Raw genomic sequence first — 19,455 nt, forward strand, 5'->3', positions numbered from 1 at the left:
TGGAGATCAGGCCCCGGCCGGATCCCTTCTCCGCCAGCATCTTCGCGAGCGACGCCACGATGCGTCCACCGGTCGCCGCGAAGGGATGGCCGGCCGCGAGCGACGACCCGTTGACGTTGAGCTTGCTGCGGTCGATCTTGCCGAGCGCACCGTCGAGGCCGAGGCGCTCCTTGCAGTACTCGTCGGACTCCCACGCCTGCAGCGTCGCGAGCACGACCGAGGCGAACGCCTCGTGGATCTCGTAGTAGTCGAAGTCCTGGAGCGTGAGGCCGTTGCGGGCGAGCAGGCGCGGCACCGCGTACGTCGGTGCCATGAGCAGGCCGTCCGGGCCGTGCACGTAGTCGACGGCCGCCGTCTCGGAGTCGACGAGGTGCGCGAGCACCGGCAGGTTCCGCTGCTGCGCCCACTCGTCGGTGGACAGCAGTACCGCGGACGCGCCGTCGGTGAGCGGGGTGGAGTTGCCCGCCGTCATCGTCGCGTCGCCGAGCTTGGCGCCGAACACCGGCTTGAGGGTGGCCAGCTTCTCCACGGTGGACCCGGGACGCAGGTTGTCGTCGCGGGTCAGGCCGAGAAACGGCGTGACCAGGTCGTCGAAGAAGCCGCGGTCGTAGGCGGCGGCCATGTTCTTGTGGCTCGCGGCCGCCAGCTCGTCCTGGTCCTCGCGGCGGACACCGAACTCCTTGGCGGTGATCGCGGCGTGGTCACCCATCGACAGGCCGGTGCGCGGCTCGCCGTTGCGCGGAATCTCGATGCCGACCATCGACGGCCGGACGTGGCCGAGCAGCTTGACGCGCTCGCCGGTTGTGCGGGCGCGGTTGACCGCGAGCAGGAACTCGCGCAGTTCGTTGTTCACCCCGATCGGGGCGTCCGAGGTGGTGTCCGTACCGCCGCCGATGCCGGCGTCGATGCGGCCCGCCGCGATCGCGTCGCCGACCGCGACGATCGACTGCAGGCCGGTGCCGCAGGCCTGCTGCAGGTCGTAGGCGGGGGTGTACGGGCTCAGTGCGCTGCCGAGCACGGACTCGCGGATCAGGTTGAAGTCACGGCTGTGTTTGAGGACGGCGCCGCCGACGACGAGGCCGAGCTGCTCGCCCTGCAGGTTGAACCGGCTGACCAGACCGTCCAGGGTCGCGGTGAACATGTCCTGGTTGGATGCCTGGGCGTACGCCTTGTCGGAGCGCGCGAAGGGGATCCGGTTGCCGCCGACGATGGCGACGGGACGCAACTGACGACCGGTCGCTGCGGCCGGCTTCTTGGTGGTGCGCGCTCTGGGGGTCACGGTGTCTCCATCTGGACGAGGTCTCCAAGTCGGCGTTTCCTGCCTCGACACCAAACTTACTTCAGAGTAAGTTACTTGTCGACACCGCATCCGCCCCGGATGCACGAACACGCGACGAAGAAGGTGGACCGTGGCAGCCAGCAAGGGCGCTCCCGACCTCTACTCCCAGTTCCTAGGCTCCGCGCCGGGCGCATTCATCGCCAAGCAGGCAGGCCTGCCGAAGCCGGAGAACCTCCGTCGATACAAGGCAGGCGAGCCCGCCCTCGCCGGACCGATCCTCGTCGGCGGCAACGGCCGGCTCGTCGAACCGCTGCGTGAACTGCTGTCCGACTACCCTGCCGCGCTCCCCCACGACGACCGCTACGGCGCCCTCGTCTTCGACGCCACCGGCATCACCCAGGTCACCGAACTGGTCGAACTGTTCGAGTTCTTCCAGCCCGTGATCCGCAAACTCGCCCCGTCCGCCCGCGTCGTCGTCCTCGGCACCACCCCCGAGGAGACGTCGAGCATCGACGAGCACATCGCCCAGCGCGGCCTCGAAGGCTTCACCCGCAGCGTCGGCAAGGAGGTCCAGCGCGGGGCCACCGCCCAACTCGTCTACGTCTCGCCCGGCGCGTCCACCGGCCTGTCCGGCGTCGAGTCCACCCTGCGGTTCCTGCTGTCCGCGAAGTCGGCGTTCGTCTCCGGCCAGGTCATCCGCATCGGCGCGGCCGACGCCACCGCCCCGGCCTCCTGGGACAAGCCGCTCGACGGCAAGGTCGCCGTCGTGACCGGCGCCGCCCGCGGCATCGGCGCCACCATCGCCGAGGTACTCTCCCGCGACGGCGCACACGTCGTCTGCGCGGACATCCCCGCTGCCGGCGAGGCGCTGTCCGAGACCGCGAACAAGGTCGGCGGCACCTCCCTCGCCCTCGACGTCACCGCAGACGACGCCGCGGAGAAGCTCGCCGCCCACCTGCTCGAGCGGCACGGCGGCGCGGACATCATCGTCCACAACGCCGGCATCACCCGCGACAAGCTGCTCGCCAACATGGACGAGTCCCGCTGGAACATGGTGATCGGCGTGAACCTGCTTGCACCGCAGCGGATCACCGACCACCTCGTCGCCAAGGGCGCTCTCAAGCCCGGCGGCCGCGTCGTCGACGTCTCGTCCATCGCCGGTATCGCGGGCAACCGCGGCCAGACCAACTACGGCACCTCCAAGGCAGGCGTCATCGGCCTCGTCAAGGCCACCGCGCCGGTCCTGGCCGAGAAGGACATCACCATCAACGCCGTCGCCCCCGGCTTCATCGAGACCGCGATGACCGCGGCGATCCCGTTCGCCACCCGCGAGGCCGGCCGCCGCATGTCGTCGCTGCTGCAGGGCGGCCAGACCGTCGACGTCGCGGAGACCGTCGCCTGGTTCGCGAACCCGGCGTCGAGCGCCGTCACCGGTCAGATCGTCCGCGTCTGCGGCCAGTCCCTGATCGGCGCCTGATGGCCGGCCGCATCGTCGAGGTCGACAAGGCCCCGAGCACGCTGAGCATCTACACCAAGGCCGCCCTCGGCGCGCTTCCCGTCGTCGGGAAGTCCGGAGTCGGTCGGTCGCTTCCGGACTCGACCCTGGTCGTTCGCGGCATGAAGGTCGACGCCGAGAACCTCGCCGCGTACGCGCGGGTGTGCGGGCTGCGGTTCGGCGACACCCTGCCGCTGACGTATCCCTTCACCCTCGTGTTCCCGACCGTCATGCAGGTGATGGTGTCGAACGAGTTCCCCTTCCCCGCAATCGGTTCCGTGCACATCGAGAACGTGATCGAACGGACGCGGCCGATCTCGGTGTCGGAGCCGCTCGACCTCGCGGTCCGGGCCGAGAACCTGCGACCGCACCCGAAGGGGACCCAGGTCGACTTCGTCAGCGAGATCAGCGTCGGACGCGAACTGGTGTGGCGCCAGGTCAGCACGTTCCTGAAGATGCACCCGACCGACGCACCGAAGGAACCGCGGGTCGAACGCGCCGACGAGGTGCCTCCGCCTCCGACGACCACGCTGCGTGTCGACCAGAAGGCGATCAGCCGGTACGCGGCCGTCTCCGGTGACCGCAACCCGATCCACGTCTCGTCGCTGGGCGCCAAGGCCTTCGGGTTCCCGCGCAGCATCGCGCACGGAATGTGGAGCGCGGCCGCGGCGCTGGGTGTGGTCGAGGGCCGGATCCCCGACGCCGTCACGTACAGCGTGAAGTTCGGCAAGCCGGTGGTCCTGCCCGCAACGGTGAACGTCTACGCCGACGCCACCACGGACGGCGGCTGGGACCTCGCGCTGCGGCACCCGAAGAAGGGCTACCCGCACCTCACCGCCACCCTCCGCTGACCCCCCCAAACCCCACCCACTCTTGGCTGAACGTGGCGTTCATCCGATCTGACGAGCCGAACGGGACGTTCAGCCAAGAGCTGGGGCACGGTCCGCGTGTGCCGCCCCTCTCGGCTGAACGTGGCGTTCATCCGATCTGACGAGCCGAACGGGACGTTCAGCCAAGAGCTGGGGGCGGCCGGCCGGTGTGGGGGCTACTTCTTCTTGCCCGCGAGGCCGCGCCAGGCGAGGTTCTCGAGCAGGTCCGCAGCCTTTTCGACCTCGATCTCGCCGCCGGCGACCCGGTCCGCGACGGCCTCGCCCGCGCCGACGAGCGCGACGGCCATGATCCCGAAATCGGTGTCCGGCTCCGGATCCTTCGTGCTGGACTCGAGCAGCTTCGCGGTCAGTTCGATGAGCCGCGCGCGACTGGTCCGCACCTGACTCGCGAAAGTCTGCTCCCCCATCGACTGCCGGTACAGCACCATCCACGACGACCGGTGCTCGTCGACGAAGCCGAGGAACCCGAGCAGGGCGGCGCGCAGCTGCTCGCGCGGCGTGAGCGAGGGGTCCGCGGCGGGGGTGATCGCCTCGACGAACCGCTGACCCTCGCGGGCGATGCCTGCGCTGAACAGTTCGTCCTTCGAGCCGTAGTAGAGGTACAGCATCGGCTTGGAGATCTCGGCCGCGGCGGCGATCGCGTCCATCGACGTGTCGTGATAGCCCCTGGCAGAGAAGACCTCGACGGCCGCGTCCAGCATCTGCTGCTCGCGCACGGCGCGCGGGAGCCGTTTCGTTCCGCCTGCCATCGTTCCTCCAGAGTCTGTGGTGCCGAGCACAGTCGGCCCCCAGGGGGTCTATCTTACTCTAGAGTAAGAATGATTTGTGTCCACCGGCATTCTGCCGGAACGCCGCGACCATCATGCACACCGCGCAGCGACCGGCCTGCGCCGACACACGGCGCACCCCGGATCAGCAGGCGACGACGCCCTTCGCCGTCGCGACGCGGAGCGCGGAGGCATCCACCTGCGACTGCGGCAACCGTCCCGCCGCGACCTCTGCCTCCAGGTGGTCCAGCACCGCGGGCACCTCGGCGGTCGTGAGCCACAACGCGACGTCCGCGCCCGCGGCCAGCGCCGCCGCGACGGCGTGCGGGACGTCCATCCGATCCGTGATCGCCTTCATCCCCGACAGGTCGTCCGTGAAGATCGGCCCGTCGAACGGCGGCGCACCGTAACCGGTGCCCGTCCGCAGCAGTGACATGGCCGCAGGGCTGATGCTGGCCGGCACGCCCGGCGACGTCAGGCCCGGCACGTCCAGGTGCCCGACCATCACACCGACGTCAGTCGTGACGAGCGAGCGATACGGTACGAGATCCCACGTCTGCAGCTCGTCCAACGGCGGCGTCGTCACGGCGCCGGTGTGCGAATCCCCCGACGCAGACCCGTGCCCCGGGAAGTGCTTGATCACCGGGAAGACCCCGGCATCACGCAGTCCGCGGGCGTACTCGCCCGCGTACGCCGTCACCACGTCCGGATCGTCGGCGAACGAGCGGTCGCCGATCACAGAGTCCGCAGGCTGCCCGCTCACGTCGACGACCGGCGCGAAGTCGACGGTGATCCCGAGGTCGGCGAGGCCGCGACCACGCTCGAGCGCCATCTCGTACGTCTCCTCGGGCGTCATGGTCTGTGCGACCGTCCGCGGCGCCGGATCGGCGCCGAGCAGGTCGGACACCCGCGACACCCGGCCGCCCTCCTCGTCGATGCTCACCATCACCGGCACCGTCGCCACGGCCTGCACCTGCGGAACCTGCCGGCTGGCGAGCATCGACTCGTCCGTCCAGCTGCCGACGAAGATGCCGCCCACCTGCTCGTCGCGTACCACCGCGACGGCGTCGGCGGTTCCGGTGACGCCGACGTTGAGCAACTGCGCCAGTCGCTGCCGAGGAGTCAGGTCGGAGAGGAACTCGGCGCCGCACACCGGTGCCGCAGGCGTCGCGGCCTCGGTCGTCGGGGGCGTCGTCGACTCGGTCGTCGCCTCGGTGGACGACGCCGCCGTGGTCGCGTCCTCACCCGATTCCGAGTTGGTGCATCCGGTCGCCACACCGAGACCGAGAATCATGGCCAGAACACGGGTCGAGCGGGTTGCATTCACCACGCCAGGGTAGGCCACGCCGCCCGCCCGGCCTGCCCCGAACAGGTACCCTGGCAGCAGGATCGTCCCCCGCCACCAGGAGGTTTCGATGCCCGCAGACCTGATGCTCATCGCCTACGACGGAACCGAGAACTCCCGGCGCGCAGTCGAGCACGCCGGACGATTCCTCAGTGCGGAACGTGCCGTCGTCGTGACGGCCTGGGAGCCGATGGTGCGCCAGGCGGCGCGCATGTCGGGACTGTCCGGGGTGGTGCAGCCCGAGTGGGTGCCGGACGAGGACACCGAGGACATCGCCCTCACCGACGCCAAGGCCGTCAACAGCGAAGGACTCGACCTCGCCCGCAGCGTCGGCCTCAACGCCGAGGGCCGCACGATCGAATCGGTGACCACCATCTGGACCACCATCGTCGAGGTGGCCGACGAACTCGACGCGGACATCATCGTCACGGGAACGCGTGGCACAACCGGCCTCAAGTCGCTGCTGCAGTCGTCCGTCGCCGATCACGTCCTGCGACACAGTCACCGGCCGGTGCTCATCGTCCCGCCCGGACGCTGAGAGCCAGTCCCACCCCTCAGGAAATCGAGGACCGGGTCTCCGCCTGCCGACCCGAATCCGGGCCTGCAGGTGATACCTTGGCGCGAACGTTTCCGTATGGCAGCAGCAATTGGGAGATCCGAGATGAAGTTCCTTGTCCCCGGCGTGGCAAGTGCAGTGATCGGCGCGGTCCTCGGACTGGCCGTGGTCTTCGGCGTCACCGCCGCCGCCTCGGACAACACCCGCCCGGACGTCGACCGGAGCGGTAACGCGAACTCGTCGCTGCTGAACCAGGTGGAGTACGGCAGCCGCTAACAGCACCGCAGGGGAGGGCGACGCGATCGCTCACCCGTGACGAACCCGTACCACTCGACCACCGAGGCGCCCGACACCGAACCGCTGACCAGGCGGTGGCTGTCGGGCGTCTCGGTGGTCGCGTTCGTCCTGGCCTTCCTGCAGGCCCCCGGCACGCTCGTCGCCGACACCAAGTACGACCTGACGCAGAATCCGCTGGGGTTCCTGGAACGGGCCTCGCACCAGTGGTCGTCGCTCGCCCCGCTCGGCCAGGTCCAGAACCAGGCGTACGGCTACTTCTTCCCGCACGGCGCGTTCTTCGGCATCGGGCACGTCCTGCACGTTCCGCCGTGGATCACCCAGCGGGTGTGGTGGGCCCTGCTCCTGATCGCCGGCTTCTGGGGCATCGTGCGACTGGCCGAGGCACTCGGCATCGGCAGTCGCAGTTCCCGCATCATCGCGGCCGTCGCGTTCGCGCTCTCGCCCCGCGTGCTGACCACGCTCGGATCCATCTCGTCGGAAACCCTGCCGATGATGCTGGCCCCGTGGGTGCTGCTCCCCGTGGTTCTTGCGACTTCGGCGCCTGTGCGCGCTTTTGGTAGCCCCCACTACCAAAAACGCGCACAGGTGCAGCTCGCCGCGCAGTCCGCGCTCGCCGTCGCGCTGATGGGCGCGGTCAACGCCGTCGCGACCGCCGCCGCCTGCCTCGTCGCCGGGCTCTGGTGGATCGCGCATCGACCGAACCGCCGGTGGTGGATCTTCACGGCGTGGTGGCTGCCGCTGTGCCTGATCGCCGTCACCTGGTGGATCGTCCCGCTGCTGCTGCTCGGGCGCGTCAGCCCACCGTTCCTCGACTACATCGAGTCGTCCGGCGTGACGACGCAGTGGACGAGCCTCACGGAGGTCCTCCGCGGCACCGACAGCTGGACCCCGTTCGTCTCCCCCGAGCGGATCGCGGGGGCCGTCCTCGTCACGCAGCCCGCCGCCGTCGTCGCGACCGGTGCGCTCGCCGCTGCCGGCATGGCCGGGCTGGCGATGCGCTCGATGCCCGCCAAGGGCCGACTGGTCCTGATCCTGTTCGTCGGGCTCGCCGGTCTCGGCGCCGGGTATGTCGGCGAACTCGGCTCGCCGATCGCCGACGCGGTGCGGACGTTCCTCGACTCCGGCGGCGCCCCGCTGCGCAACGTGCACAAGCTCGAACCGTTGGTTCGGCTGCCACTCGTCCTCGGTCTCGCGCACCTGCTGGCGAAGGTGCCGCTCCCCGGGTCGGTGTCGACGGCCCGGTGGCGCAGTGCGTTCGCCCACCCCGAACGTGAACCGATGGTCGCACTGACCAGTCTGATCCTGGTCGCGCTCACCCTGGCCACCTCGCTCGCGTGGACCGGCAAGCTCGCCCCTCGCGGCGCCTACGACGAGGTGCCCGCGTACTGGCACGAGGCCGCCGACTGGCTCGGCGAGCACGCCGCCGGGGACTCCCCGGACGGTTCGGACGCCGTCCGCGCACTCGTCGTGCCCGGCGCCCCCTTCGCCGCGCAGATGTGGGGACTGACCCGCGACGAGCCGCTGCAGGCCCTCGCCACCACACCGTGGGCCTCGCGCGACGCGGTCCCGCTGGTGCCGCCCGGCGCGATCCGCGCCCTCGACTCGGTCCAGCGGCTCGTCTCCGACGGCACCCCGTCCGCCGGTCTCGCGGCGACGCTGCGCGGACAGGGCATCGGCTTCGTGGTGATCCGCAACGACCTCGACCCCGAGACGTCGCGCTCGACCCGGCCGCTGCTCGTGCACCGGGCGATCGAAGGATCCCCGGGACTGACCCGGGTGGCCGAGTTCGGGGACGAGATCGGGCCTGCGGCGATGGAGGGCATCGTCACCGACGGCGACCTGTACCCGGAGTACCCGGCGATCGAGATCTACCGCGTCGACGCACCCACCGCGTCGCCCGCCGGCCCGTACACCGTCGACCTCGCGGGTGTCCCGGTCGTGCAGGGCGGTCCCGAATCGCTTCAACGTCTCGCGGCGCGCCGGGCCGTCGACGGCGACGGGGTCGCGGCCGGGCCGGCGCTCCTCGCCGCCGATGCCGCGGCGGCCGGGCTGCCCGTCGACGCGGTCACCGTCACCGACACCCCCACCGACCGCGAAACCGACTTCGGGCAGGTCGACAACCACAGCTCCGCGCTGCGCGGACCGGACGACGCCCGGCGCACCCACAACCTCGTCGCGGACTATCCCGTCGCCGGTGCAGACCTCGTGACCGGCCGGTGGGAGGGTGCACGGATCACGGTGTCGAGCTCCGCGTCCGACGCCACCCAACTCGGCGGGACCGCGCCCGGCAGCGGGCCCGCCGCGACCGTCGACGACGATCCGGCCACCGGCTGGTTCAGCAACGGCCTCGAGAGCGCACTCGGCCAGTGGATCCGCCTCGACTTCGACGAACCGGTCACCAGCGGACTGCTGAAGCTGCGCACCAGCGGGGCCGCCCTGGGCGTCCCGGTCCGGCAGCTGGAGGTCACGACCGCGAACGGCAGCACCGCGGTCCGCATCTCGGAACCCGGTGAGCCGGTGGTCGTGTCGCTGCCCCCGGGCCGCACCGAGTGGGTGAAGGTCACCGCGACCCACACCGAGGACGGGTCCGTCGGAACCCAGTTCGGGATCAGCGAGATCTCCGTCGAGGACTACAGCGACCGCGACAACCCCGTGACGGTGCCGATCCGGCATCACACGGTCCTGCCGGCGACGCCTCCGGGCGCGACCGTGACGGGCTGGGACCTCGGTCAGGAGCTCCCCGGCCGCACCGCGTGCGTCGACGGCCCCGACCGCGTCCGCTGCCATCCCGGCCTCGGCCTGCAACCGGAGGAGCCGGGCGTCTTCGAGCGCACCCTGTCCGTGCCTGCGGACACCGCAGTCACCCCGCGACTGCTGGTGCGCTCCCGTCCGAGCCCCGAGCTGGACGACCTGCTCGCCGACCCGACCCGTCCGCGCGCCGGCGGCGACGCCCTCGTCGCCGACGTCCGCGGATCCACCGCCGCGAGCGTCGACGGCGACGAACGCACGAGCTGGACCGCCTCCCGCGACAGCATCGGCGAGCCGGGCGGGAAGCCCACCGTGACGCTGTCACTGCCGCAGCCCGTGCTGGTGTCGGGCCTCGACCTGACGCCGAGCATGGGGACGGTGCCCGCGCACGCGACGCGGGTCGCGGTGAATCTCGGCAACGGCCCCCAGGTTCGGGACGTCGACGAGGACAACCGAATCGAGCTGGCGCCCACCGTCACCGACCGCATCGTCGTCAGCATCGTGGACTGGGACGACGTCCTGGACCGCACCGCCCTCGGTTTCGCTCAGCCGTATCCGCCCGGCATCGCCGAGATCGGCGTCCTCACCCCCGGCGGCGACGGCCCGGTCACCGTCGCAGGTACGGGCGTCGCGGAGGCTCCCGGTGACCGCGTCGTCACCGTGGGCTGCGATCTCGGGCCGGTGATCTCGTTCGCCGGGTCCGTCGCCCGCACCACGATCACCGCGACGGTCGACGAACTACGTTCCGGTGCAACGGTTCCCGCGACGGTCTGCGCCGTCGAGGGCGCCGGGGGAACCGGGCCGTCCGTGCCGCTGCCCGCGGGCGAGCCGTCGGTGGTCGTCGCGCCCGGACCCGCGTTCACCGTCGACAGCCTGAGGCTCGACGCCGCGATCCCGACCGTGGTCGCGCAACACCTCGTTCCCACGCCGACGACCGCCTGGACCCCGAACCACCGTGAACTGACCGTTGACGAGGGCGAGGTCGACCGGATCCTCGTGAACCCGGAATCCCAGAACGTCGGCTGGGTCGCGACCGCACCCGACGGCACCGAACTCACTCCCGTCGTCGTCAACGGGTGGCAGCAGGGCTGGATCGTGCCCGCGGGAACGGCAGGCACCGTCACCCTCGAGTTCGCCACCGACCGCTGGTACCGCTTCGGGATCTTCGCCGGTCTGCTGGCGCTGCTACCGCTGCTCGCGCTGGCACTGTGGCCGCGCGGCCGCAGGCGCGTCGACCTCGGCCCCGCGCCCCGGACCTGGCACGGAACCACGGCCGCGACGCTCGGCGTCCTCGCCACCGCGACCGTCCTCGCCGGCTGGGTGGGCGCGCTGCTCGCGGTCGCGACGGCCGCTGCCGCCGTGGCGCTCGGGCGCCGCCGCGGCGCGCGGTCCGCATCCCGCGCTCTCGTCGCCGCCGCCGGACTCGGGACCGCGCTCGGCGCGGCGCTGCTCTCGACCGGGCCGTGGCGTTTCCCCGACGGCTACGTCGGGCACTCCTGGCTGGTTCAGTCGGCGGCGCTGATCGGCGTGGTCGCGGTCGGCTGGTCCGCGGTTCCGCTCTCCCGGACCGCGACGCGCCTGTTGCGCCGACGGGCCTCCCAGCGGGCGAGCGCCACCCGCGCCGGCTCCTCGACAAGCGCGTAACTCGCCGACGCGACTGCCAGGCTGAGGATCACCGTCACCACCAGCACGAACACGAAGTTGCCGTCGAACGGGAGGATCCCGAACACGGGGAACACGATCGACAGCACCAGCAGATGCCAGATGAAGACGCCGTACGACCACCGCCCGACGGCGAGCGCGAGCGGCGACGACAACGACCACACCACCCGAGGCTTCGCCCGAGAAGCATCCGTGCCCGCACCGAACACGAGCGGGGCGAGCAGGCCGAACGCGAGCACGGCACCGAGGACGATCTTGACCGCGTACTGCCACGGTTGCGCCCGCTGCAGCCCCTCGGGCCCGGCGAGATCGGTGCACGCGAGAGCGAACGCGACGAGCGCGATCGCGGTCATCGGTCCCCGGCGCCGCACGAACCGGTGCACCGGTCCCTCCGGCAGCATCACGAGTTCGGCGAGCACCATGCCCGCCCCGAACCAGGGCAGGTAGCCCGGCAGCCAGTTGTCGGCATGAATACCGTCGGGCGTCGGGACGGGTACGAAACCCCACCCGAGGCTGAGCACGATCACGGTCGTCAGCACCGGGATCCGCAGCCGCGCCGCGTCGCCCCGCAACCGGACCAGGGCGAACGCGAACAGCGGCAGCACCAGGTAGAACGCCACCTCCACGGACAGGCTCCACATCTGGGTGAGCCCGTCGGTCAGCGTCAGCGGCACGAACACCTGGACGAGACCGAGGTTGGAGAGCCAGACCCGCCAGCCGCCGCCCGCGCTCGGCAGGAAGGTCAGCACCACCACGACCACGACCCAGTAGGCGGGGAGGATTCGGACCGCGCGGTGCAGGAAGTAGCGGCCGACGGGCGAGGCGGAACCGAAGCCGCGTGCGGCCGCGGCGTGCGGGCGCCACAGCAGGAAGCCCGACAGCGCGAAGAACACCGCCACCGCGAGATCGAACCGTCCCCAGACCCGGCCGAGGACCGGTGTCGACACGGCACCGGTCTGGAAAGCGACGTGGGTGACGAGGACGCCGAGTGCGGCGAGCCCCCGCATGCCCTCGAGCGCGGGAACGAAACCGCGAACCGCCTGGTGAGGCAGCGGCGGCGGCGTGTCGGAACTGGCTTCGGAGGTGTTCATCAGGGGTCCAGTGTGCGCGATGGCCACCGATTCGACCTACCGGTGAGTTTTCTACGGCGCGCAATATTAGGCGTGCCAGCGCAATCGAACACCCGACACTGTTACTGTCTCGTCTCATCGGGTGTCTCAGGACACTCCGCGATCAGTGCGGTCCTGCTGCCGCGCTGGTTGGGCCACCAGGAAACTAAGGAGATTCAGTATGGCGGAACGCTCAGGGCCGAGCAGGACACTCGCCTGCATTCTGGTGGGGCTCGGCGCATTCCTACTGGCTGCCGCCCTGCTGATCCCGACCTACACCGTCGGCAAGCTCAAGAAGACCCCGCTCGACCTCGAGGTCACCACGGTCGCCGAGGGCACCGGCGACGTGCTGGACGCCAAGTCGCTGACCGCGGGCAAGGCCGTCGTCGACACCAACGTCCCGATCGTCGCCCAGCGCTACGTCACCGTCGTCGACCCGTCCGACGCCGACCGCATCACGCTCCAGGCCGGCCAGACGCTGCGCCGCACCGACAAGCAGGGCGACACCGGCCTGCTCACCGCGACCGTCGACACCTCGACGACCGACCGCGTCACCGCGATGCCGGTCGAGGGCGTCAGCACCATCCAGGTCGACGCGAACAAGCCGGCCGAAGAGGTCGAGCGTGACGGTCTGCAGTACAAGTGGCCGTTCGACTCCGAGGAGAAGGCGTACCCGTACTACGACCTGAACGCCCGCGCCACCTCGGACATCAACTTCGTCGAGGAGACGGAGATCAACGGCCAGAAGGTGTACCACTACAACCAGAAGGTCGGCCCCGTCGACCTGTCGAAGGTGGTCTCCGCGCCGACGAACAAGCTGGCCCTGCCCGCCGACACCTGGGGCGTCGAGGGTGGCGCCGCACCGATCACCATGACCCGCTGGTACACCAACGAGCGTGACGTGTGGGTCGACCCGACCACCGGTGTCGTCATCAAGGGCCAGGAGCAGATCTACCAGTACTACGCCCGCAAGGCCGACACGCCCGAGGTCACCGTCCTCAAGGCCACGCTGCCGTTCAACGAGGCCACCATCGAGTACCAGATCGGCCAGGCGAAGGACGGCGCGGACAAGCTGAACACCTTCGGCCGCATCGTTCCGATCGTCGCCGGCATCCTCGGCGTGATCGCGCTGATCGCAGGCATCTTCCTCGGCACCCGCGGCGGCCGCGGCCAGAAGCCCGCGACCGCGGGCGGTGCACCGGTCGCCCCGGCGCCCAGCCGTGGCAACGACGCCGAGACCGAGATGATCCCGCGTCACGACTACTCCGCCGACGAGACGGCCGTGATCCCGAAGGTCGATCCCGACCAGGATCCGCCGACCACCCGGCAGTAACACCCACGAGAGGGCCCCGCACTCGATTCGAGTGCGGGGCCCTCTCGCATGTCCGGTGACTCGTAGGCTGGGGATCGTGCAGGCGCCCGGCTGCTGCGAGTTCCGTTTCTACGAGGAGCTGAACGACTTCCTGCCGCCCGACCGCAGGCGGCGCACCTTCCGGCACACCGTCGACGGGACACCGTCGGTGAAGGATCGCATCGAGTCCCTCGGCGTGCCCCACACCGAGGTGGACCTGATCCTCGTCGACGGCGAGCCCGTCGGCTTCGACCGCCTGCTGCGTGGTGGGGAACGCGTCGCCGTGTACCCGGTGTTCGAGCGCTTCGACCTGACCGGTGTCAGCCCGCTGCGACCGCGACCACTGCGGGTTCCGCGTTTCGTCGCGGACGTCCATCTCGGTCGCCTGGCGTCGCTGCTTCGTCTGCTGGGGTTCGACTGCCGCTACGACAACTCGTCAACGGACGAGGCTCTCGCCGCCGTGTCGGCGGCCGAGGCGCGGACCGTGCTGACCCGCGACGTCGGGCTGTTGCGCCGCTCGGCGGTGACCCGCGGCGCGTTCGTGCACGCCACCGATCCGCGACTGCAGCTACGCGAGATCCTCGACCGCTTCGACCTGCGCGGGCGGGTCGAGCCGTTCACCCGGTGTGCGCGCTGCAACGGTGCCCTGACGCCCGTCGACCGCGCTGCCGTCACCGTTCCCGACGCCGTCGCCGCCCGGCACACGCGATTCACCCGGTGCGACGGCTGCGGGCAGGTCTACTGGCCCGGCAGCCACGTCGAGCGGCTACGCAGGCGTCTCGCCGAGGTCGGTATCACGATGTGACGCGCGGTGCGGCGAGTTCGCCTGGCGAGGCGGGTCGTTCGGCGCGATCAGCGCCAGCGCACCGACAGCGGCGGCGACGACACCCGACGACGCAGCCACCACGGTGACGAGTTGCTGCACCGTGGACGCGACGGTCAGCATCAGTCCGACCTCCACGGCGAGTCCGATCCAGGCGACGACCGCGAGCACCGTGCGTTCCCGCGCGATCGCGGACAGCAGCGCGCCCTGCAGGACGGCGAGGAACGCACCGTTCAGCGCGAACACCCAGAGCAGGCCTTGCACGGGCGCGTAGTCGTCGCCGACGATCGCGGGCACGAGCGGCGCGGCGATCGCGGCACCGGCGACGGCGACCGCACCGATTCCGACAAGGACGCCCAGCGCGGACCGGACGGCGGCGGCGGAATGCGTCGGGTTCGCCATCCGCGGATAGAGGACCACCCCGACCGCGGCGGGCAGCCAGAACGCGACCTTGGTGGCGACCGCGCCGAGGGCGTACTGACCGGCCTGGTCCTCCCCCAGCACCACCCGCGCCAGCATCACGTCCACCGACGACAGCGCGATCAGCGCCAACTGCACCTGCGAGGCACGCAGCACGGATGCGACGCCGACACCGGCGCGTTCCGCGGTGCGTCCGCCGCGCCGGCCGGTGAGCAGTCGCGCAGCGGCGGCCACGGCCCCGGTGCCGACGGCCGACGCGGTCAGCGCGGCGCCCGGCCCGCCGCCGACGGCGAGCACCGCGACGGCGGGCAGCACCTTCCCGAGACCGGCGGCGCCGAGCACGACGGCCAGCGCGCCGAACCGTCCCTCGCCCTGCAACAGTCCCTGTTCACCGCCGAGCAGTACGAGCATCGGCGCCGTGAGCAGCGCCGCGGCCGTCGCGCCCACACCGGTGCCGAGCAGCGCGGCGACGGGCACCACCAGCAGCGCGGCGAGCGCCGCGACGATGGCCGTGCAGCGGATGGCGAGCCGGCGCAGCGCGGCGGCGTCCCCGCCGAGAACCACCTCCCGGGCGACCACGGTCTGCAATGCCAGCGCGGGAACGGCCAGAACCAGCTGCGCGGCGGTGAGCGCGGCGAACTCGCCGTAACCGGCGGGCCCGAGCCAGGACGCGGCCAGCAGCGCCAACAGGTAGGAGGCGACGTTCGCGGTCATCGATCCCGCCGTCACCAGGGTCATCCCCGCCACCGTCGAGGAGGTTCCGGTGCGCGAGGTCATCCGCCCATGATCGCACCCGCTAAGTTCGCACCATGACGTCACGGCCCGTGTGGCTCTCCCGGGCCGTCGAACCCGCGTATGCGCTGGTGCTGGCTTTCGTGATCGTCGGACCGCTGCTCGGCCCCGGGTACCTGTTGCTCCGGGACGCGGTCAGCACGCCGCGATCGTTCCTCACGGACAGCGCGCTGGGACTGTCGGATGCGGCGGCGCGCGCGGTCCCGCAGGACGCCGCCGTCGCGGTGCTGTCGTCGGTCGTGGACGGCGGCCTGGTGGTGAAGGCGATCCTCGTCGCGGCGCTGTGGGCGGCCGGCTGGGGCGCGGCGCGGATGGTCGCCGTGGTGCTGCCGTCCGTCGGGATCGGCGGACGTCTGGTGGCGGCGACGGTGGCGGTGTGGAATCCGTATGTCGCCGAACGTCTCCTGCAGGGGCACTGGAGCCTGCTGACGGGGTACGCGGCCCTGCCGTGGGTGGTCGTCGCGACGACCCGTATCCGGTGCGGCGGGCCTCGCGGGTGGCCACTGCTCGCCGTGGCACTGGCCTCTGCGGGACTGACGCCGACCGGCGCGGTGCTGGCGTCCCTGCTCGCGCTGATCCTGCTCGCGCTGCCCGATGGGCCTGTGCGCACTTCTGGTAGCTCCGACCACCACAAGCGCGCACAAGGGGTGAGGCTCGGGATCGGGGTGCTGCTGGCTGTCGTGGCATCCGCCCCGTGGCTCGTGGCGACCGCCGTGTCCGGGGCAGGTGCGGAGGGCGACGCGGCCGGGGTGGCGGCGTTCGCGGCGCGCGCCGAACCCGGGCTCGCGACCGTCGGCAGTCTCGCGGGCCTCGGCGGGATCTGGAACTCGGACGCCGTGCCCGGCAGTCGCACCACGGTGTGGGCCGTCGTCGCCACCGTGATACTCCTGGCCGTCGTCTCGCTGGGGCTGCCCGCGCTGTGGCGGCGCCGCCGGAACCCGGTCCTCGTGGCGCTCGCGGTTCTCGCGGCGCTGGCGGTCGTCGGTCCGGCGCTCGCCGCGACCGGATGGGGCCTTGCCGTCGGCGAATGGGCCGTCGCACACGTGCCCGGTTACGGACTGCTGCGGGACGCGCAGAAGTGGGTGGCGCTCGCCGTCCCGTTCTACGCGCTGTCCGCGGCCGCCGGCGTCACCGTGCTCGCGTCACTGACGCGGCGCGTCTTCGCCGACGACCGGACACCCACCCGGGCCTCCCGCGCGGGGGCGGCGGCCGTCGCGATCGGGGCGGTGCTGCTGTCGCTGCCGGACCTCGCGTGGGGAGTCGGGGGCGCGCTGCGGCCCGTGCACTACCCCGAGTCATGGCGGACGGTCACCGCGCTGGTCGAGGGCGGTTCGGGCGACGTCGCGGTCCTGCCTGGAGGCATGTTCCGGAGGTTCCCGTGGTCGGGTGCTGCACCCGTCCTCGACCCGGCGCCACGGTGGCTGCCCCTCGATGTTCCGCAGACCGGGCAGCTGATCGTCCTGTTCGGTGGAGCATCGACGATCGCGGGCGAGGGCGACCGCAGCGCCCAGGTCGAACGGGTCCTGATCGGCGGCGGCACCCCCGCGGACCTCGCCGAACTCGGCGTCGGCTGGGTTCTCGTCGAGCACGGCACGCCAGGGACTCCCGGTGACGAGAAGGTGCTCGCGGCCCTCGACCGCGTCCACGACGACGAGCACCTGACGCTGTACCGGGTACCGGGGACCCCGACCGCGTACGACCCGAGCACGGCAGCACGGGTCGCGGTCGTGTCCGCCCACCTGGCGTGGGCGGCGCTGCTAGCCGGCGGCGTGCTCGGCTGCGTAGTGGGTGCCCGGCGCGGTCGCGCCCGTCGCGCCGATCAGTCCTGACACGTGGCGTCCCTGCGCCGACGCGGTGAGGACGGCGAGCACCCCGTCCGCGGTCTGAGCCCAGGAGAACTCCCGGGCGCGGGCGCGGGCCTTGTCGCCGAGTTCGGTGCGCCGCGCGTCGTCGAGCAGCAGACCCTCGACGGCCACGGTCAGTGCGGCGACGTCGGCGTCGGCGTCGCGGTCGGCGGCCTCGTCACCGACGACCAGTCCGGTGACGCCGTCGACGATGGAGTCGGTCAGTCCGCGGGAGCTGCGGTAGCCGACGGTCGGGACGCCGTGCTGCGCGGCCTCGATGACGGCGAGCCCCCACCCTTCCTTGCGGGACGGCATCACGTGCACCCACGCACGGGCGAGGAGTTCGTGCTTGCGCTGCTCGGGGACGTGGCCGTGGAACGTCACCGCGTCGGCGATACCCAGCTCGGCAGCGGCGTCCCGCAGGTTCTGCTCCCACCAGCCGCCGCCGACGACGTCGAGGTGCAGTCCGGGAATGCGGTCGCGCAGCGTCGCGACGGCGGTCAGGGCGTCCTCGATCTGCTTGTGCGGCACCAGCCGTGACAGGACGCAGATGCTGGGGTGCGCGGTGCGGGTGCTCTCGTCGCCGACGGGCGCCTCGAGCGGGACGGCGTCGACGCCGTTGCGGACCACTGCCACTCGACCGCGGTCGACGCCAAGGGCGTCGAGTTCCTCCGCGGAGGGCAGCGAGACGGTCAGGTACTGGTTGTCGCGGTGCACCCGCGGCGACAACACGGACTCGACCCACCAGCCGATTCGGCCGACGAGCCGCCCCGCGACAGGCCATTGCTCCCGGTGGCAGTGGTGCACGAGGACGGTGCTGGGGGCGCCCGCCACGAACCGGGCGAAGAACGGGATCCCGTTCTGGGTGTCGACGACGGCGTCGGGCCGGATGCCCTTGAGCGGGCCGAACCCGAGACGGCCTGCGGCGATGGCCGCGAGCGCACGCGGATAGACGGTGAAGCGCCCACCGCCGCGACTGATCCGGATGCCGTCGGCGACCTCGTCGCGGGCGGCGCCGGGATAGCCGGCGGTGCGGAGGGTGACGGTGATGCCGCGGGCCGCGAGACCGGCTCCGACCTGCTCGAGGTACCGCTCGCTGCCGCCACCCTGCGGGTGTCCGGTGTCCCGCCAGCACAGCAACAGAACCTCACGCACGGCACTACTCCTGGAACCCTCGGGGCTGTCGACCGCGGCGGCGGCCGTTGCACACCTTATCGGCTTTGTCGTCGCCGGTGGTGCGGTCGGGGCCGATGCGTTCGCGGTGGATAGGCTGACCGGTCGTGACCTCGACCCCCGTGACCCGCCTCTTCGCCCGCCGGGCCACCCTTCGCCGCTCGGTGCGGCTGCTGTCGGACTTCCGGTTCGAGCAGTCCGACCCGGACCGCTTCTACGGCGCACTGGCGACGGATTCGCTCGAGTTGATCGACGATCTGCACGCCGGTGCGACGGGCCGGTCCCTGGACGGTCTGACCGTGCTGGACGTCGGCGGCGGTCCGGGCTACTTCGCGGACGCGTTCCGGGGCGCGGGGGCGACCTACGTTCCGGTGGAGCCGGATCCGACGGAGATGCACGCCGCGGGACTGCCCGCGCACGGCGGTATCCGCGGCTCGGGGATGGCGTTGCCGGTGCGGGACGCGTCCGTCGACATCTGTTTCTCGTCGAACGTCGCCGAGCACGTGCCGCATCCGTGGACGATGGCCGCGGAGATGCTGCGTGTCACGAGGCCGGGTGGGCTGATGGTGCTGTCGTACACACTGTGGTGGGGGCCGTTCGGCGGGCACGAGACGGGTCCGTGGCACGCGTTCGGCGGCGAGTACGCGGCGCGGCGCTATGCCCGCAAGCACGGCAAGGAGCCGAAGAACCGGTTCGGGGTGTCCCTGTTCGACGTCGGAGCGGCGGACGGCCTGCGCTGGGCGCGGTCCGCGTCGGACGGCGAGCTGCTGGCGGCGTTCCCGCGGTACCACCCGCGTTGGGCCTGGTGGCTGGTGAAGGTGCCCGTCGTCCGGGAGTTCCTGGTCTCCAACCTCGTCCTGGTGGTGCGCAAGCGCTGACGCGCCCGGAGGCGGCACATAATTCC

General features: G+C 71.5%; 14 protein-coding genes and 1 pseudogene. 9 read left to right on the top strand and 6 right to left on the bottom strand.

Annotated elements, in window-relative coordinates; translation table 11 throughout:
- On the bottom strand, positions 1-1,279 hold a 1,279-nt coding region (locus ACFSJG_RS19520), incomplete at its 3' end, for an acetyl-CoA C-acetyltransferase (RefSeq protein ID WP_378486905.1).
- Between the two features lie 130 nt (positions 1,280-1,409).
- Between ACFSJG_RS19520 and ACFSJG_RS19525 the strand changes: the two genes are divergently transcribed.
- Together ACFSJG_RS19525 and ACFSJG_RS19530 are read left to right on the top strand one after the other, a co-directional pair.
- Entirely contained in the window at positions 1,410-2,756 is a 1,347-nt protein-coding gene (locus ACFSJG_RS19525) for a 3-oxoacyl-ACP reductase (RefSeq protein WP_378486906.1), read from the top strand.
- On the top strand, positions 2,756-3,625 hold the full coding sequence (locus ACFSJG_RS19530; protein WP_378486907.1) for a MaoC family dehydratase: 870 nt from the start codon (positions 2,756-2,758) through the stop codon (positions 3,623-3,625). The genes ACFSJG_RS19525 and ACFSJG_RS19530 overlap by 1 nt, the downstream gene beginning before the upstream one ends.
- Positions 3,626-3,819: 194 nt before the next feature.
- On the opposite strand, the gene ACFSJG_RS19535 is transcribed toward ACFSJG_RS19530, so the two are convergent.
- Positions 3,820-4,413: a TetR/AcrR family transcriptional regulator gene (locus ACFSJG_RS19535; RefSeq protein WP_378486908.1), complete on the bottom strand. Its 594-nt coding sequence runs from the start codon at positions 4,411-4,413 to the stop codon at positions 3,820-3,822.
- A gap of 163 nt (positions 4,414-4,576) precedes the next feature.
- Positions 4,577-5,725 carry a glycoside hydrolase family 3 N-terminal domain-containing protein gene (locus tag ACFSJG_RS19540; RefSeq protein ID WP_378487189.1) on the bottom strand — a complete coding sequence of 383 codons (1,149 nt, stop codon included), beginning with the start codon at positions 5,723-5,725 and terminating at the stop codon, positions 4,577-4,579.
- Positions 5,726-5,846: 121 nt separating this feature from the next.
- On the opposite strand from ACFSJG_RS19540, the gene ACFSJG_RS19545 reads away from it, so the two are divergent.
- The 3 genes from ACFSJG_RS19545 (at position 5,847) to ACFSJG_RS19555 (ending at position 11,021) form a co-directional block, all read left to right on the top strand.
- Positions 5,847-6,314, top strand: coding sequence for a universal stress protein (locus tag ACFSJG_RS19545; protein ID WP_007535979.1), 468 nt, complete (start codon positions 5,847-5,849; stop codon positions 6,312-6,314).
- Positions 6,315-6,437: 123 nt separating this feature from the next.
- A complete protein-coding gene (locus ACFSJG_RS19550) occupies positions 6,438-6,608 on the top strand; it encodes a DUF2613 domain-containing protein (RefSeq protein WP_081607623.1) in 171 nt (56 codons plus the stop codon).
- Positions 6,609-6,644: 36 nt separating this feature from the next.
- Positions 6,645-11,021, top strand: a complete 4,377-nt coding sequence (locus tag ACFSJG_RS19555; protein WP_378486909.1) for an alpha-(1->3)-arabinofuranosyltransferase domain-containing protein — start codon at positions 6,645-6,647, stop codon at positions 11,019-11,021.
- Between the two features lie 23 nt (positions 11,022-11,044).
- On the opposite strand, the pseudogene ACFSJG_RS19560 reads toward ACFSJG_RS19555, so the two are convergent.
- Positions 11,045-12,130: pseudogene (locus tag ACFSJG_RS19560) on the bottom strand (acyltransferase family protein); the annotation flags it as partial.
- A 199-nt stretch (positions 12,131-12,329) separates the two neighbouring features.
- On the opposite strand from ACFSJG_RS19560, the gene pgfA reads away from it, so the two are divergent.
- Positions 12,330-13,481 (top strand): cell envelope lipid trafficking protein PgfA, encoded by a 1,152-nt coding sequence (gene pgfA, locus ACFSJG_RS19565; RefSeq protein ID WP_378486910.1) that lies wholly within the window; start codon positions 12,330-12,332, stop codon positions 13,479-13,481.
- Between the two features lie 67 nt (positions 13,482-13,548).
- Positions 13,549-14,304 carry a Mut7-C RNAse domain-containing protein gene (locus ACFSJG_RS19570; protein WP_378487190.1) on the top strand — a complete coding sequence of 252 codons (756 nt, stop codon included), beginning with the start codon at positions 13,549-13,551 and terminating at the stop codon, positions 14,302-14,304.
- Here the strand turns inward: ACFSJG_RS19570 and ACFSJG_RS19575 are convergent.
- Positions 14,266-15,519 (bottom strand): polysaccharide biosynthesis protein, encoded by a 1,254-nt coding sequence (locus tag ACFSJG_RS19575; RefSeq protein WP_378486911.1) that lies wholly within the window; start codon positions 15,517-15,519, stop codon positions 14,266-14,268. The genes ACFSJG_RS19570 and ACFSJG_RS19575 overlap by 39 nt on opposite strands.
- 32 nt (positions 15,520-15,551) lie before the next feature.
- Here ACFSJG_RS19575 and ACFSJG_RS19580 point away from each other — a divergent pair, with 32 nt between their 5' ends.
- Positions 15,552-17,363, top strand: a complete 1,812-nt coding sequence (locus tag ACFSJG_RS19580) for an MmpA family trehalose lipid delivery protein (protein ID WP_378486912.1) — start codon at positions 15,552-15,554, stop codon at positions 17,361-17,363.
- On the opposite strand, the gene ACFSJG_RS19585 is transcribed toward ACFSJG_RS19580, so the two are convergent.
- Complete coding sequence (locus ACFSJG_RS19585) at positions 17,292-18,533, bottom strand: glycosyltransferase family 4 protein (protein WP_378486913.1); 1,242 nt, start codon at positions 18,531-18,533, stop codon at positions 17,292-17,294. The two genes, ACFSJG_RS19580 and ACFSJG_RS19585, sit on opposite strands and share 72 nt — an antisense overlap.
- Positions 18,534-18,658: 125 nt before the next feature.
- Here ACFSJG_RS19585 and ACFSJG_RS19590 point away from each other — a divergent pair, with 125 nt between their 5' ends.
- The gene (locus tag ACFSJG_RS19590) at positions 18,659-19,429 is read left to right on the top strand and encodes a class I SAM-dependent methyltransferase (protein ID WP_378486914.1); all 771 of its coding nucleotides are present in this window, start codon (positions 18,659-18,661) and stop codon (positions 19,427-19,429) included.
- The last annotated feature ends 26 nt before the right edge of the window (positions 19,430-19,455 follow it).

This window comes from Rhodococcus gannanensis (assembly GCF_042681175.1).
Lineage (GTDB): Bacteria > Actinomycetota > Actinomycetes > Mycobacteriales > Mycobacteriaceae > Rhodococcus_G > Rhodococcus_G gannanensis.

Excerpts from the sequence above, each read along its gene's own strand:
- ACFSJG_RS19540 (WP_378487189.1), bottom strand. The coding sequence starts at position 5,725 with ATGATTCTCGGTCTCGGTGTGGCGACCGGATGCACCAACTCGGAATCG.
- ACFSJG_RS19545 (WP_007535979.1), top strand. The coding sequence starts at position 5,847 with ATGCCCGCAGACCTGATGCTCATCGCCTACGACGGAACCGAGAACTCC.
- ACFSJG_RS19575 (WP_378486911.1), bottom strand. The coding sequence starts at position 15,519 with ATGACCTCGCGCACCGGAACCTCCTCGACGGTGGCGGGGATGACCCTG.
- pgfA (WP_378486910.1), top strand. The coding sequence starts at position 12,330 with ATGGCGGAACGCTCAGGGCCGAGCAGGACACTCGCCTGCATTCTGGTG.
- ACFSJG_RS19535 (WP_378486908.1), bottom strand. The coding sequence starts at position 4,413 with ATGGCAGGCGGAACGAAACGGCTCCCGCGCGCCGTGCGCGAGCAGCAG.
- ACFSJG_RS19550 (WP_081607623.1), top strand. The coding sequence starts at position 6,438 with ATGAAGTTCCTTGTCCCCGGCGTGGCAAGTGCAGTGATCGGCGCGGTC.
- ACFSJG_RS19530 (WP_378486907.1), top strand. The coding sequence starts at position 2,756 with ATGGCCGGCCGCATCGTCGAGGTCGACAAGGCCCCGAGCACGCTGAGC.
- ACFSJG_RS19580 (WP_378486912.1), top strand. The coding sequence starts at position 15,552 with ATGACGTCACGGCCCGTGTGGCTCTCCCGGGCCGTCGAACCCGCGTAT.